Origin of the sequence: Vibrio renipiscarius (assembly GCF_000827885.1) — a bacterium.
Taxonomy (GTDB): domain Bacteria; phylum Pseudomonadota; class Gammaproteobacteria; order Enterobacterales; family Vibrionaceae; genus Vibrio; species Vibrio renipiscarius.
In genome coordinates this window covers 700320-716796 of sequence record NZ_JTKH01000006.1, presented here as the reverse complement: position 1 = coordinate 716796, position 16477 = coordinate 700320, and the positions used below count along the sequence as shown (strand labels likewise).

General features: G+C 45.1%; 11 protein-coding genes and 1 pseudogene. 4 read left to right on the top strand and 8 right to left on the bottom strand.

Going from position 1 to position 16477, the window contains the following annotated elements; genetic code table 11:
* Positions 1-167: 167 nt before the first annotated feature.
* A complete protein-coding gene (locus OJ16_RS06410) occupies positions 168-1409 on the bottom strand; it encodes a CinA family nicotinamide mononucleotide deamidase-related protein (protein WP_040988519.1) in 1242 nt (413 codons plus the stop codon).
* 175 nt (positions 1410-1584) lie between these two features.
* On the opposite strand from OJ16_RS06410, the gene OJ16_RS06405 reads away from it, so the two are divergent.
* Positions 1585-2478, top strand: a complete 894-nt coding sequence (locus tag OJ16_RS06405) for a DUF3943 domain-containing protein (protein WP_040988517.1) — start codon at positions 1585-1587, stop codon at positions 2476-2478.
* A gap of 223 nt (positions 2479-2701) precedes the next feature.
* Positions 2702-3214, top strand: coding sequence for a glycine cleavage system protein R (locus tag OJ16_RS06400; protein ID WP_040988516.1), 513 nt, complete (start codon positions 2702-2704; stop codon positions 3212-3214).
* Between the two features lie 137 nt (positions 3215-3351).
* On the opposite strand, the gene nspC is transcribed toward OJ16_RS06400, so the two are convergent.
* From nspC to OJ16_RS06385, 3 genes and pseudogenes are all read right to left on the bottom strand, one after another.
* Complete coding sequence (nspC, locus tag OJ16_RS06395; protein WP_040988514.1) at positions 3352-4485, bottom strand: carboxynorspermidine decarboxylase; 1134 nt, start codon at positions 4483-4485, stop codon at positions 3352-3354.
* A 165-nt stretch (positions 4486-4650) separates the two neighbouring features.
* On the bottom strand, positions 4651-5892 hold the full coding sequence (locus tag OJ16_RS06390) for a carboxynorspermidine synthase (RefSeq protein WP_040988512.1): 1242 nt from the start codon (positions 5890-5892) through the stop codon (positions 4651-4653).
* Positions 5893-5900: 8 nt separating this feature from the next.
* Positions 5901-7517, bottom strand: a pseudogene (locus OJ16_RS06385) (pyridoxal phosphate-dependent decarboxylase family protein); the annotation flags it as partial.
* 877 nt (positions 7518-8394) lie between these two features.
* Between OJ16_RS06385 and OJ16_RS06380 the strand changes: the two are divergent.
* Positions 8395-9675 (top strand): TolC family outer membrane protein, encoded by a 1281-nt coding sequence (locus OJ16_RS06380; protein ID WP_040988859.1) that lies wholly within the window; start codon positions 8395-8397, stop codon positions 9673-9675.
* Between the two features lies 1 nt (position 9676).
* Complete coding sequence (locus OJ16_RS06375) at positions 9677-10294, top strand: OmpA family protein (protein ID WP_040988510.1); 618 nt, start codon at positions 9677-9679, stop codon at positions 10292-10294.
* Between the two features lie 140 nt (positions 10295-10434).
* On the opposite strand, the gene nhaA is transcribed toward OJ16_RS06375, so the two are convergent.
* From nhaA to OJ16_RS06355, 4 genes are all read right to left on the bottom strand, one after another.
* Positions 10435-11580 (bottom strand): Na+/H+ antiporter NhaA, encoded by a 1146-nt coding sequence (gene nhaA, locus OJ16_RS06370; protein WP_040988508.1) that lies wholly within the window; start codon positions 11578-11580, stop codon positions 10435-10437.
* Positions 11581-11890: 310 nt separating this feature from the next.
* Positions 11891-13012 (bottom strand): lipocalin-like domain-containing protein, encoded by a 1122-nt coding sequence (locus OJ16_RS06365; protein WP_040988506.1) that lies wholly within the window; start codon positions 13010-13012, stop codon positions 11891-11893.
* The gene (locus OJ16_RS06360) at positions 13013-15466 is read right to left on the bottom strand and encodes an ABC transporter permease (protein WP_040988504.1); all 2454 of its coding nucleotides are present in this window, start codon (positions 15464-15466) and stop codon (positions 13013-13015) included.
* On the bottom strand, positions 15447-16118 hold the full coding sequence (locus OJ16_RS06355; protein ID WP_040988502.1) for an ABC transporter ATP-binding protein: 672 nt from the start codon (positions 16116-16118) through the stop codon (positions 15447-15449). The genes OJ16_RS06360 and OJ16_RS06355 overlap by 20 nt, the downstream gene beginning before the upstream one ends.
* Positions 16119-16477: the final 359 nt, after the last annotated feature.

Sequence of the window (16477 nt, the reverse complement as noted above, 5' to 3'; positions counted from 1 at the left end):
GTAGAAGAACATTCAGTTTAAGACCTATTTTCAAGCCATGGCGTGATCTGGGCATCTTTTCAAAAAAAGCACATTAAATTCATAGAGATAACACTTAGATGATTTTATTATATGGCGTAAAATGAGTGCCCTATCACATTTCTTTCCGTACAATTTTACCTTTACCCTTACGAACCAAGTGCACCTTGTGGAATATAAAGTTCCTTTTCTCGAGTCAATGAACTGTAATGGGGAAACATGGTCTTACCGGATAAATAGCGACGCAACATATCCGCGGCCACGGTCGTGATCATGATCGCCTGATCTTCACGGCTATACGTACGATTCAATGTTAATATTTGCCCCCATTCACCTTCAGGGGTCGCGAGCGCCAGCGTAAAGGTTTTATCCAATAGTTGACCCGTCACAATCGAAATATCCGTTGCACATTTTTCTTTTGTCGCGCCCGCTAGTGCCAAGGTTTCCGCTAAAGAGTCATTGTCGTTCGCACCTACCGTGACATGACCGCCCAGCACCCAGCCATGACCACAATAATCCGCCGCTTTTTCATTGGAATGCAGCCACGTCGACAAGCGCCCCTGTGTAGAACGTTCCGCAACCGAAATCGCGTACTTTTTCTCACTGATTAAATGACCCACATGCTCTTGCATTGGTTCATCAACACTCACAACCGAACTCTCGATCAATTTAAAGACAAGCTGCATCAGCTTTAAACGTGTCTCGATCTCACCTTTCGGTCCAAACAGTTTGACCTCAATAAACGGTAAGTATGAACGATAGCCGAGACTATAACCTTGGGGTAACTGTAATTTATCCAGTTTATCGGATAGTGCCGATTCTGAGGTGCCAAAGGTAAATAAACGACTACAGTGAAGTCCAACCACATCAGAGTGCTGGTTTTTCATATCCGGTATGATTTGCTCTAATACCATCCGCTTAAATTCACTCGGTACGCCCGGTGTGAAGTAAAAATCGCAATCATTGATTTTTACTTTAAAACCACAAGCTGTTCCTATCGGATTATCGATCAATAGCGCGCCAACAGGCAGCATAGCCTGCTTGCGATTACTTTCTGGCATCACGACACCTCTTGACGCAAAAAAGGCCTCAAGACGCTCTAACCAAGATGGATGCAGTTCTAACGCTACATCACCGGCAATGGCTGCCGCTTCGGTACTCACGTCGTCGCTCGTTGGGCCGAGCCCGCCATTCACGATCACGATATCGTTGTTAAAACTAAGCATGAGCAGCTCTTCGACTAACCCACCCAATGTATCCCCAACCGTCGAACGTTTAGTGAGGGCAAATCCCTGCTGAAAGAACTGTTCAGATAGCCAAGCGGCATTCGTATCCACGATATCGCCGTGCAAAACTTCTTCACCAGTACTTAGCATTGCTATTTTTAACATAACCTTCCTCGTATGAGAAAATTTAGCCATCACCTATTTATATTTCTGCAAAAACACACTACTTTTTATTACAACACTACAAATGTTAAATAAAAACGGCTTTACTGTTCCTAAGTTGTCGATTTTGCTAGATAATTGTGATTATGCTCACTAAAAATAGATGTGGAGTCATTCCGTGCTTAATAAAAACATCGTTGCTTTGATGTTGTCTTTTTCAGCTTGTGCTAACGCGGCTAACACAAACGAACATTACGAGTTTTCATATACCGTAGATTCTCGTATTAATGAGCATCTTTATAGCAATAGCTATGCATATTCACAACCTGCAGATGCTTTTTCGCTGAGCTATGATGACTCCCAACTCGATCTCAGTGACCCTGAACTGCCACAATATTTGCGCGTATCCGATGAGCGTAACTGGCAATATCTCAAAGAACAAACCTATACCATACTTGGTTTAAGTGTTGCGACCGTCGGCTTAATGACCATGCTGCCAGAGTCCATAACGAAATGGGACGAAGACGATCGAGATATCAGTAACCTTGGTAAAAAATGGTCTGATAATGTCAGTGAAGGCCCTGTCTGGGATCGAGATGAGCATGTTTTGAACTATGTCATGCACCCCTATTTCGGTGGGGTCTATTACACCGCAGCGCGCCACGCTGGTTTTAATGAATTTGATTCTTTCCTCTATTCCGCTTTCCTCTCTACTTTTTTCTGGGAATATGGCGTAGAAGCTTTTGCGGAAGTTCCATCATGGCAAGACTTGTTTATTACCCCATTTTTCGGCGCCGTCGTCGGCGAATTGATGTTTGAAACTGAGCAAGACATTGTTGCCTCTGGTGGCGAAGTGATGGGGTCTCAAACGATGGGGGATGTGACTTTATTCTTCCTCAATCCGGTAGGACATATCCATGGTTGGGTATCCGGTGCTTGGGGAGGAAGTGCCGATGTACAGTTCAGCAGCAAGCCATGGTTTGGCAATCAAGAAGCCGCCAATTTCGCCCTAGATGCAGGGGCAAATTATGATCACCAATTCTATGGCATGGAATTAAAAATAACCTTTTAGTTCGGCCACTTAATCACTTTCCTTTTACGGCACTTAAGTGCCGTTTTTTTTGTGCTTTAGCTTATACATTAGCGAATATAAATGCCGTTTAGGTCAAAAAAATTGACCCATATCAAACCTTACCCTACCTGGCCATCTACACTGAATGTATAGGCAATACGGCACCGACAACGCAATATGTCGTATTGTTCCCTACTCCGCACATGCATTTAGGAGACAACTTATGACCACGACTTTCATCGCAAACTTTGTTGGCAAAGCCACTCCAGCCACCATCAAACAGCTCGCGGCCATCACCCATGAAAATGGCGGAAAATGGCTCATCAGTAAGGTCAACTTCATCGAAGAGCAAGTCGCCGCGGTGATCAAAGTTGAGCTGCCCACTCAAAATGCAGCCATCGTAAAAGACGCATTTAAACAACAGCCTGATCTGCTTGTAGAAATTGTGAATGCCGACAACTCAAAGCACAACACTGAGCAAATCTATCAGCTCAGACTCGATGCCAATGATCGTGCTGGCATCGTAAATGAAATTACCCACGTGCTTGATGGGCAAGGCATCAATATTCTCGATATGGATTGCCAACGTGTTTTCATTGCCGGTGGCGGTGGCATTAGCTCCAGTCTCTTTACTTCAACGATTGCATTACGCTTACCAAGTAATGTCGCGATTGAAGATGTCGCGAAAGAGCTCGAATCGCTTAGCGAAGATACGCGAGTGATCCTCGAGGGTTAAATGCACTTACTCACTGTCTATGATTCAGTGTCCGTGATTCACAAGTCCATATCCATAGTACAGCCCACTGCGATTCCAGTGGGCTTATGGCCAACGTTGGCTTACATCCATTAAGCTCGGCCCATTACCACCTTATCTTAATGCGTAGACCATCGGCTCAAGGTTCGTTTAAAATCTGAATAATCAAATTCATTGATTTTATCAACCTCACCGTGACTTCTTTGACAATACACTGACGGCATACGCAGACCATTAAACCAATTCAGTTTCACCATGGTGTAACCTGCGCTGTCTAAAATGTGTAAACGTTGGCCGATTTTGAGCGGTTCATCAAAACGGGCAACACAAAACTGGTCCCCCGCCAAGCACGAACAAGAACCAATAATGTACTCATACTCCCCATTTTCACTGGCTTCGAGCAATGACGCGGGTTCATTGTAGATCAGCGTATCAAGCCGATGCGCTTCTGTCGCAGAATCAACAATCGCGGTTTTTTTACCGTTATCGACAATATCAACGACGGTCACCACCAAATCGGTCGTTTGCGTAATGATCGCTTCACCAGGCTCTAAATAAAGCTGAACTTGATGCTTTTCCGAAAAATCCTTCAACGCCGCGGCTAATTTGTCGATGTCGTAACCCGGCCATGTAAAGAACACTCCGCCTCCTAAGCTGACCCATTCTAGTTGATCTAGATAAGCACCGAATCGCTGTGAAATAGTGTCTAATAGCGCAATAAACGCATCCACATCTTTATTCTCACAATTCATGTGAAACATCACACCGTCGATTGAATCAAACAATGGAAGATCTAGGTGATCCATTTGCACCCCTAACCGGGAAAATTGCCGCGCAGGGTCTGCCAAATCTTGTCCAGCGAAACTCACCCCCGGATTCAAACGCAACCCAACCGAGGCCTTGCCCTCAATCAAGTGGTGATAAGCATGAAGTTGGGACTGGGAGTTAAAAATCATTTTATCGCAAATATCAGCCACTTCACGCACATCATCTTCACTGTAGCCCACGCTATAAGCGTGCGTTTCACCACCAAAGGTTTCATGTCCAAGTTTAACTTCGTAAGGCCCTGAGCTCGTCGAGCCGTCGAGATAAGGTTTAATGATGTCAAACACGCCCCAAGTCGAAAAACACTTCAGCGCCAAGACCAATTTAACGCCCGACGCTTCTTTTAGTCGCTTCGCCTTTTCTAAATTATCGATCAATTTGTCTTCATTGATCATAAAGTAAGGTGTTCTAAACGCAGTATTTGTCATGCTATTTTCCATAGTTCAGCACGTAATTCCTTGCTATCTTCGATCCAAAAAAACGCGCCCTTTCCGCGACATTCTTTTGCCGTATTCTTTCACGGCCAGCGACCTCACTCATCGCCAATAAGCTCATGAGGCCGTGACCATGCGATCATTCAACGGATAGCACGGCTATAAACTCGTGATATTTGGCTGACCGGCAGGTAATTCTTGAACACCCCAACGCAAACCAAGCGATGGCATCGTTTCTAAAAATGGGTCAGGATCCAGCTGCTCCAGATTAAACACACCAGCCTGCGCCCACTCACCACGGAAATATTGCAACGCCGCCGTGATCGCTGGTACGCCAGTGGTATACGCAATCGCTTGGTGCTCTACGTCTTCATAAGCGACTTCGTGATCAGCATTGTTATAAATAAATACGCTACGTAATTGACCGTCTTTACGACCTTGAACCCACGTACCTATGCACGTTAACCCTTTATAGCCAGGCGCAAGGGACGTCGGATCTGGCAGCAATGCTTTGAGTACATGCAAAGGTTGTACAACCGTACCGTCATGTAATGTCAGCGGATCGGGGCTTAAAAGACCAATATCACGCATACAATTGAAATAATTCAGGTACTTATCACCAAATCCCATCCAAAATTCTATACGCTTGGCCGGAATGAATTCTTTGAGTGAGCGCACCTCGTCGTGGGCCATTGAATACACCTTGTGCTTACCACAGTTTGGAAAATCAAATTCCAACATCCGCGAATGACAAGGAACTTGATGCCACTGCTCGTTTTCCCAGTAAAATGAATCGCCTTGAATTTCCAGCATGTTCGTTTCAGGGTCAAAGTTCGTCGCAAACTTTTTACCGTGGTCTCCCGCATTCACATCCATCACGTCGATGGTATCGATTTCATCAAACAGATGCTTTACTGCGTAAGCGGCAAAAACAGACACGACGCCCGGATCAAAACCGGCCCCCAAAATTCCCGTAATTCCTGCTTGCTCAAATTTTTCACGGTATGCCCACTGCCAATCATAGGCCTGCGGTACTTGTTGTCCTTCACTGCATAAATCCACGGCGACAGAGGTATCCAAATACGACACTTTTGTCTGGTAACAAGCTTCCATAATCGCCATGTTGACCCACGGAGGCCCAGCATTGATCACTAAATCGGGCTTAATTTCATCAATAAGCGCAACAACCGCATCAATGTCGTCAGCGTTCACTGAACGTGCTTGTAAGGGCTGATTTGTATCTTTGCGATTATTCTTTTTTTCAATTGATTCAATGATTTTTTCACATTTTTCAATCGTACGAGAGGCGATCGTAATCGCGCCCAGTACGTCATTATTCTGTGCCGCTTTGTGAGCAATCACCCAACCAACACCGCCTGCACCAATTTGTAAAATTGCCATCCTTTTCATTACCTCTTATTGATGAGTTCAACCGCGAGTGTGTTGATTTTCTCAAGTAAACGTTCAAAATCCGCCAGCGTTAAGCAGGGATTCAAAATGGTAAATTTGAGTGCTGTTTTACCGCCAACAACGGTTTCCCCTAGCACTGCGATGCCACGAAGTAGCGCTTCGAGCCTCAAGGTTCGATTTAAATCGTCAACCTCAGAGTCAATGGCCGAGTCATCGACAACTCGAAATAATACCGTCGACAATGAGGGCTTCGCCAAAAGCTCCATTCCTTTATATTGTTCTACCTTTTGAGCAACGCACTGAGTTTGCTCTATCAAATGCTCAACCATTTCTCCTAATACATCAGGTCCGACATTTTGCATGGTCATAAACACTTTTAATGCATCAAAACGCTTTGTGGTTGAGATCGATTTATCGACTAAATTGGGTAATTCGTCGTGCTCACGATTCAGATAATCTGCGTGGTGTAATAGGTATTTGAAGTTCGCTTTGTCTTTGAGTAATAAAGCGCCGCAACTGATCGTTTGATAGAACAACTTGTGGAAATCGACACTGACAGAATCGGCCTGCTCTATACCGGCTAAACGTATTTTATAACGACTCAAGATCAGAGCGCCACCATAAGCACTATCAACATGAAACCAAAGCTGATGATGTTGAGCAATCTGAGCGATCGCAGTCAAATCATCGATTGCGCCATGGTCCGTCGTGCCTGCCGTTCCAACCACCGCGAAAGGGATCAAACCTTGTTGGTGCAGCTGTTCTATCTCATTTTCTAACGCATCAATCTTTATCGTGCCGTTCTGGTGGGTATCAACACAGCATACACTTTGCTCTCCAAGTCCTAATAAGGACGCGGATTTTTGCACCGTAAAATGCGATTTTTTTGAGCATAAGATACGCAACTTATTCGCAAATGAAGGTAGCCCCTGCTTTTGAATCGAATGACCGGCTAAAGTATCAGCGATACGATCACGAGCCAGAAGCAGCCCCATTAAATTACTCTGAGTGCCCCCACTGGTGAAAATGCCGTCGGCATGAAGTCCCAATTGAAATTTATCACACATCCAATTCACGACTTTTTGTTCAACATAGGTAGCCGCTGGCGCTTGATCCCATGAATCCATCGATTGGTTAAGTGCGGCCATCATTGATTCAGCAATAATAGCGGGCATCAAAGGTGGCGTGTGGAGATGAGCAATACAATCAGGGTGTTGCAAAATAATGGAATGCCGACCGACCAGCGCGGTGGTCTCCGTGACAATCTCTTCAAGTGAGCCATGCGCACGATCCAAATCGATCGCATTGATCATTCGCTCTAATTGCTGAGGATCCACGCCTGAGTACGGCGAATCTGCTTGCTCAAAAAGTTGCTTCATTTGCGCCGTCGCATGATTCATCGCCTGGGCGAAAACATCACTGCCATTTTCACCCGTCTGAATAAAATGCTGTCGCCAAGGGCGCGGCTCTTGATATTCAGTATCGACGAACGACTCATTCGCCGTGGGACTGAGAGCCAACATGGCTCGCTTAATGCTCAAAGGCAGTTCACACGAGTATTGATTCACCTCCGAACGATATTCCACGTGTTCGAACGGTGTTTGATTGGGGGGGATTTCATAAAGGCCGTCGACCAATTGCGGCACTTTATCTGAAAAATAAGTCGCGATATCTCGAGTATCGACGTCAAAGGCTGTACTCATCATAATTCCCTTGAGATACATTCATCCATTATCGGTTCTGCGAAGACCGATGATTAGGCGTAACCATACATTTCACCGCCGATAGGCGTGCGAAAGCGCATCTATCTAACCGATAGATGGTATGTCTACAGGATGAATCACGGCTCAGTAATGCTGTCGTTACGTAAAACAGGGCATTTTGGAAGAATAAAGCTGATTGGTGTTTGTTGGTTAAATGAATTCAATGTTGGGTTTCCCATTTATACACCGCTATGCGGCACTAGTATCCCGTCTATCGATAAAGGCTTATCGATACCTACCCTACGTAAAAAGTACTCAGCTTGAATGCGCTTTACGCGTGTCCCCCAGAGCAACCAAAAAATTGTCTACCGAGATTGCGCGCGAAAATAACACAAAAACACACCCTTTCACAACAACCCCACGCAATAATGGTTACATTTATCACTATAGAGACACTCAACTCATGACCAACGATTACCTCCCTCACGATGGATAAAAGACTGCGAATTTGCAATCCGTCCTTCTTTTTTTACCTCGATATGAACTAATGTATGGGTATGAGTCAAAACGAAACTAGCGACATAGAGCAAGGAATTGACTTTTCTTGTTCTTTTTCATCATGTTTTCGCAAGAAATTTGATAAAAATTCCCCATTTTTCAAATACTCAACTAAGCTTCAATAAAGCGTATATTACGCTACTACAATAAACTTTAGTTAGGTAAGTCAATCACCTATAACCTTGTTAAGGAGAACTCTGTGAGTTGGAATAAACCACTAATTTTAGGTTGTATGATTGCTGCAAGCTTTCATAGCTATGGTCAGACATTAGAGCAAGCGGTATCAATTACGCTCGCAACCAATCCTGAATTAAAAAGCGCATTTAATGAGTATCAAAGCTCGCTCAAACAGGCGGATGCCGCCGAGGGTGCCTACTTACCGAGTATAGATTTAGATGCTGGTATTGGTTATGAAGGGCTCGACCCTGCAGCCTCTTCGGGGAAAAGTGATACGGATTTAACCCGAAAGGAAGCAAAGCTAAGCCTGACTCAACTTTTATGGGACGGTAATGGGACTTTGAATGATATCGACAGAACGGCCGCCGAAGCCGAATCTGTTCGTTTGCAACTCATTGCGGACGCTTCTGATATGGCATTAATGGTCACGGACATTTATCTCAATGCCGTGAAAGCAACCGAGGTTCTTGCCCTTTCTGAAAGCAACTTAGCCGTACACAAAGATATCTATAAAGATATCAAGAAACGGGCCGATTCTGGTATTGGATCCACCGCCGATGTCTCTCAAGTGGAAGCTCGTATTGCAAAGGCTCATGGTAACTTGCTGGCCGCGCAAAACAATCTGATTGATACCCACACACAGTTTATGCGTGTTGTCGGACAACAACCGCTTGGCCTCATTTATCCACGAGCCGATGAAACCCGAATTCCATTGTCTCTTGATCTCGCCATTGATGAAGCGTATGCCAATCATCCCGTGTTGCAAATCTCAGCCGCAGACGTCGATGCAGCACGTTTCCAATATGATCAATCGAAAAGTAACTACTACCCAACGATTTCGATTGAGGCAAGTCAAGCGTGGCGTGATGATGCTGGCGGCGACAAAGGTCGCAGTGACGAAACCTTAGCGGTGCTTCGCTTACGTTACAACTTATTCAATGGTGGCAGCGACAGTGACCTAGCCGATCGAGCGGCTTACCAACTGAACAAAGCAAAAGACCTACGCGACGATGCCCACCGTCAAGTCGAGGAGAGTTTACGCTTATCATGGAGCGCCCTCGATCTTACGTTGCAACAAAAGAACTTCCTTGCGGATCACGTTGACTCAGCGTCTGAAACTGTTATTGCCTATGAAAAGCAATACAAAATTGGTAAACGTACCTTATTGGACTTACTCAACACTGAGAATGAATTGTTCCAAGCACGAAAAGATTATTTAGACGCTCACTATGCAGAGCAATATGCAAAGTATCGCGTTATGAATGCAACGGGCAACCTATTAGATTCATTGTTGGTTGAAGTACCAAGTGAATGGACACAGCGAGTGGAGTATTAATATGAAAAAGCGATTACTTGTCACCGTGTCGAGCTTGGCCTTAGTCATGAGCCCTTTCGTATTCGCTGAAGAAGATGAATACGAATACATTCCAACGCCGACAGCGAACCAAATTGGCGATCTTACCGATGATGATCGAGACGGAGTCGTGAATGCTCGCGACCGCTGCCCTTTTACCCCAGAAGGTTCTCTCATTACAAACGATGGTTGTGGTGAAATATTACTTGAAGAAGAGCAACGTCAACTGCGTATTTTGTTTGAAAATGACTCTTATCAGATTTCACCGATCTTCACCGGTCAAATCCAAACCATGGCTGACTTTTTAATAAAATATCAAAGTGCCTCTATAGAGATACAAGGTTACGCAAGTCGTGTCGGTTCTCATCAATACAACTTAACACTATCGAAAGAGCGAGCGGATGCAGTGCGAGATAAGCTGTTGTCCTACCAAATTTCACCTGATCGCGTTTCCATCGTGGGCTATGGCGACACCATACTAGCTGCAAACGGCAATGATGAGCTCTCTCATGCTCTCAACCGCCGAGTCACGGCAACCGTGGTGGGATTAAGTGAAGAAGTCGTAGAAGAATGGAACATTTTCTCTATCATTGAAAAATAAACCGTCGCAAATTGAAAATAAAAAAACCTCGGCAATCATTCGCCGAGGTTTTTTATTTTTTAAATCCGATTTTTACGTCCGATTTTTAACGTCATGTTTCTAGCGCGAAGATTCTAACCAGTCACATGACGCTATTTTGCTTAACCTTTCTTAGGCAATGAGAAGTGCAACAATGCATAGCCAAGCACAGCAGCGGTCGTTGAACCCATTAAGATACCTAAACGTGCATACGTATCAAACTCTGCATTCACCGGACCAAACGCCAGTGATGAGATGAAAATCGACATCGTAAAGCCGATACCACAAAGCACAGACACTGCAAAAATATGCTTAAAGTTAATACCTTCAGGTAGCTTTGCTACACCCAGTTTTACAGCGGCCCAGCTGAAGGTAAAGATGCCCAGAGGTTTACCAACTAACAGACCCATTGCGATACCCAGTGGTAGCATTGAGGTTAAACCATCAATCGATACGCCTTCTAAAGAGATACCCGCATTGGCAAAAGCAAACAGTGGCAGAATAAAGAACGCTACATAAGGATGCAGTGCATGCTCCATATGTTTCAATGGCGATCGTTCCCCTTTGTTGCCTTTAAGTGGGATTGCAAAACCGATCACTACACCGGCTAACGTCGCGTGTACACCCGATTTCAATACTGCGAACCACAAAATGGCGCCCACAATCATATACGGCAGTAACTTAGTGACGTGGCGTGAGTTAAGTACAAACAATGCCGCGGTCATAGCAAAACCAACCGCTAATGCTGTCGTCGAAAGATCACCGGTGTAGAACAATGCGATGATAACCACAACGCCCAAATCGTCGATGATGGCCAAAGCCAACAAGAAGACTTTTAAGCTCACTGGCACTCGGCTACCTAACAGCGCCATGATACCTAGAGCAAAAGCAATATCGGTTGCTGCGGGGATCGCCCACCCCTGAATCGCTTCAGGATCGTTAATATTAAACGCAACGTAAACCAGCGCAGGCGCTAACATACCGCCGACCGCTGCAATCGCAGGGAAAATTGCGGTCTCTTTTGATTTCAATGCGCCTTCAAGTAGCTCGCGTTTTACTTCCAAACCGATCAGAAGGAAGAAGATCGCCATTAAGCCATCGTTAATCCAATGAGATACCGACATACCTAAAACATAGGTGTGTAAGAATGATTGGTACATCTCATTCATTGGAGTATTTGCAATGGTCATTGCAATCGCTGCTGCGATTACCAATAACACGCCACCTGCCGACTCCATTTTGAAGAAGTCGCGAATAATATCACTCATGATATTGTCCTTATATTTATTATGTTAATAAACGATTAACAAAGAATAACTTAGAGTTTATAGCTATCTTTTGCTAAGGAAAAATCGCTTGTTTAGAGTATAAACCTCGGAAATACCGAAGTGTACGCTGCTATTTTGCGCATATTCCTTATCGAATCACTGACAAAATCGTCCTTCCATGCCTTATTATGGCTTGCTGGACATCCATTTTTACTATTTTACTCGCATCATATATAGAAAAAGCGCGAATTCTTTCACAAATGTGAAACATCGCGCTTTTTCTGTATCAATTAAAAAATATTTTTTAAAATCAATAACCTGCTAATTGCATAAAGCCCACGCTTTCATGGCTGCCTGTCGTCGAAATCGCCCCTTCCCAATAAGGGACAACAAACGGCAACCACAAATTTTCATTCAGAACCTGTGTGGTGAGGTTAATGTCGTAGTCTGCCACGTTGATCACCCACTGAAGCGGAATGCGCTTCTGATTCGTAAAGAGTGTCGGTTGCAAAGGCATAACCTTGATCTGACTTTGATCTAGGTTAATCACCTTGCCATCGCTGGTCGACAACGTACCAAAAATATAGGGTTCTTGTTTACTATGACGGTAACGATTCACGGACAATGTGGTTTCATTATCAAGATGGAATACAAACCAATCCCAACCTTGCTGACCTTCTGCAAGTAGACCGCTTCCCCACTCTTTACTCATCCAACCTTCGCCAGAAACACGAATACTTTGATTATCATCGAGACGAATGCTGCCGGCCACATCGAGAAATGGCGCACTTAAATTCAGTGACGCGGCGGGTTGTAAATCGTGCTTAACGACATAACCACGGTCTCCGGGCAAAACAAACGGCCCTGAGGCATTCGCGCGTAATTGTAAACCAAACGAGTCTGTTTCGGCCTTAAGTTCACCGGGAAATGGCGTAGAACCGAGAGAATTCCACGACCAATTATCAATCCAAATTTTAAAGGGATCATTGTCCATTCCTGCTTGTCCGATCCCGCCGCGCGCTAAGCGTTGCTCTTTCCAAACCTGACTACCGTTTGAAATCACCACGTGAGAAATATAAAGCTGAGAACTTTGCCAACCGGCACGCTCATGCTCGTTATTCGTGACGCGGAGATAGCTCCATTGGATCCCATAACGCTGACCAGATCGATCTTGAACATTGGCAAAAAAGTGCCACCAGCCATGCTGATATTCATTCTGGAACGCGAAATCGCGAGGCAGTACAACCGGATCAATCGGCAATACTGGCTCAAAAACTTGCCGCTCTTGTGTGTGCAATATCGTCACGTCATTGCGCTTTCGCTCTGGCTTCTTTACATAATATTGCTGATAAACCAAAACCAGAATGAAAACGGCAATGCATAGCATCAGCAATGCGGTTAGACGCTGTTTAAGTGAGGTCTGTCGCTTCATCTATAGTGCATCCCTGAGAGACTTCATCGGCGTATTTCTTACTAATCGCAACACTGGCAGCGCCCCTGCAAGAACCAAGGACAACATCGCTAACGAGATCGTATTAACATATTCATATGGAATGAACTGCAATTCTAATGTCCACCCAAACGACTGTTTGATAACAATATCGACCACTAAATGCGCTAACATTAATCCAAGAGGCATGGCGATAATGACGGAGATCGCACCAAACACAAACAGCTGCAAACTCCCCATCATGATCAATTCTTTACCCGACATTCCCAAGCACCGTAACAATGAAATATGCCGCTGTCGCGACACCTCTCCAGCAACGGTCGAAAAGAAAATACCGAAAACGGCGATCACTAAAGTAATGTTACCCAAAGTGTCAGCAATCGAGAACGTACGGTCAAACACCTTCATCGCTTGCTTATGGATGCTGCCATTATCAAAAATACGTTCAGAACTGAGCCTAAAGACAGACTCCATACGGCGTTTTAACCCTACCGAATTTACATCGTCATGTAAGACAGCCCCCAACGCTACAGCACCGGTGCCCGCATAAGAGTAGAGCCAATTACGATGTGATAGCAGCACTTGGTTGTACGGATTACCATAATCATAGTAGACCCCCACAACTTGCCAGCCCTGCCCCAACTTACCGTAAAGGTTAATGTAATCACCAGGACGAATGTTCAGCTTCAACGCCATCGACTCACTGATCATCACACCTTTAGAATGGTGCAAATGATACCAATAGTTTGGTACACCCAACTTCACCGTTAGCGCATCAAGCTCACCATCCGATGGACCAGTACTCACCACTTGGAGAGCACCATTGGGCGTAATGGTTTCTTTCTCCCAACGCCACCACACCGATTTCACTTCCGGTTGACGATCTAACCAAGTGCTCAATCGCGCTGCAGAACTGCTATTAGGGTAGATGTAAATATCCGCAGCTAGGCGCTGGCTAAGCCATTTATCGGTCGTATCACGGAAACTGCCCACCATTGTTTCTACGCCAATGTTTGCGGCCATCGCGAGCATAAAGGCCATCGTCGCCACGCCACGATAGCTCATACTGGCTGCCGCATCAGAGAAGAACCAACGCACTTTTACCCAGCGCATTGAATAACTAAAGCTGATAAACAATCGCCACATTAAAAATGGCGTAAATAACGCGACACTCAATAACATTAACGCGATGATAGAAAAGCCCGTTTCTTGCGTATGCGGCGCTTGATAAATCGCCACTGCCGCGACGCAAAGTGCACAAGCAAGTAAGGCTTGAACAGAGAATTCAATACCCGTAAAACGCAATAGTGATAAGCGCGTGGTTAAACGAATGGGTTGACTGCGTAGTAATCGAACCAAAGGCCATGCACACGATGCAATCGCACCGATCAGTGTCATGCCGAGACTAAGATAGCTCGATGTCCAATTCCAGTTAATCGCTAAGCCAACGTTGGCATCGTATAAATCCCCCAGACTCGCCGAAACGGTTGGGATCAATTGATTAGCCAAAAGCATACCAAGCACATTACCGCACAGCCAACTCACCAGCACGAGTGCAAACAGCTCGAGTAAAATCGCTTGAGTTAACTGCCAGCCAGACACCCCGGTTTGACGCAAAATGCCCACCAAAGGCTGACGTTGAGTTAACGACAATGACATTGCTTGATAGAAAATAAAAAGACCGACTAAAAACGCCAGCATCCCCATCGCGCTTAAATTCATGTGAAACGCTTGAGTTAAAGACTCCAACTCAGCTCTTGAACTACGAACCAGCGATAACCCATTCGGCAGTCGAGATTTGAGTAATTCCAGTTTTTTGGCCGGCATATCCGCGCATGCAATCGTAGAAAGACCAGAACTGCGTTCTAGCATGCGTATCAATGCCATATCCGCAATTACGCGAGTGCCATTAATGCGGTTTTCTCTATCAACAATCAGCGGACCTAAATCACTGCCATCATCCAGACGAATAAAATCCCCATCTTGCCAATGCATATGACTGGCCAAATCTTGACTTACTAGAATCGGGTATGGAGGATTCATTAACCCTAATGTCGTCAATTCTTTTAAATTAACGCCGGGTTGTAACTGCAATAGCGCAATAGGATCAATGCCCACCAGAATAAGGTCGGTATTGTCTTCAGTGTGCACTCTTAAATTGGTGAACGGCGTACACTGATTAAAGCCTTCACGGCGCAATTGAATATAATAGCCTTGCGGGATCTGATTCGTCGCATGCTTTGGACGAATGCGGTAAGGCAAAGGGTTTGAAAATAGCTGTTCACCATGTGCGTAGCTTTCGCGCGCATGTTCGTTGATCGCCGTCACGCCAACAAGCAGTGAGACGCCTAAGGTAAGACCGAGCCAGACAAGAAGGATTTGAAAAGGGTAGCGTCTGTAATGGCCAAGCAGTGCTTTAATTACGGGCCATAACATGCAATTGCCCTCCTTGAAGGCGAACGCGCCCTTCCATATGTAACGCGACTTTTTCACTGTGTGTCACCAGCAACAAAGTACATTCCAATTGGCGAGTTAATGACGTAAGTAAACGCATAACAGCTTCAGCATTGCGCTCATCCAAGCTGCCTGTGGGCTCATCGGCCAACAGCAGTTTTGGTTCCATATACAGAGCGCGGGCAATCGCCGCACGTTGTTGCTGACCACCCGACACTTCTTCTGGGTAACGGCCAAGCAATGGCATGAGGTCCAACGCAGATAGAATCTGACGCCACAAGCCCTGATCTTCTGGTAAGCCTTTCAGTTGGCGGCAAAAACGAATGTTATCGGCGATATTAAGCGTAGGCAGCAAGTTGAACTGCTGAAAGATAAGGCCAATATTACTGCGACGATAAGCGGTGCGCTTACCTTCGGTTTCTTTTTGCATCATGAAATTGGGAAATTCAATTTCACCAGAGTCGACAGTATCAAGCCCCGCAATCAGGTTTAACAGCGTGCTTTTACCGGACCCACTCTCCCCCATCAACGCCACTTGTTGGCCTTGGTGTAACGACAATTCAGCGCCTTGTAAAACTGGATGGAACTCCCCCCCGTCTACATAGCCTTTGCACAGGTCTGACAGTCGTAACATTTGACGCTCGATGAAGAAAAAATTAGGAGTGTGAATCTACACTAATAAGCGCCCCGTAGGAAGCATTTTGCATGCCCCCCAACAACGTATGCATCAGAATGCTCAACATTCGCTCTATCTATATAATAAATATATGTTTTACCCTGATTCATATCGCCAGAATTGGTAAAATTATACGCTGCTATTGATTTATTCTTGCATTTAAAAACGGCAAACACGCCACCAAAGGTATTCCCCTATCGATAGCTTAGGTTTACAGAATAAAACATGGCAAAATAATCGAGGGCATGGGCGAATGAAAATCCCTCTCCAACACCGCGTATCGTGTTTAAATTTCAAACGCACTAATGACTAAAAAC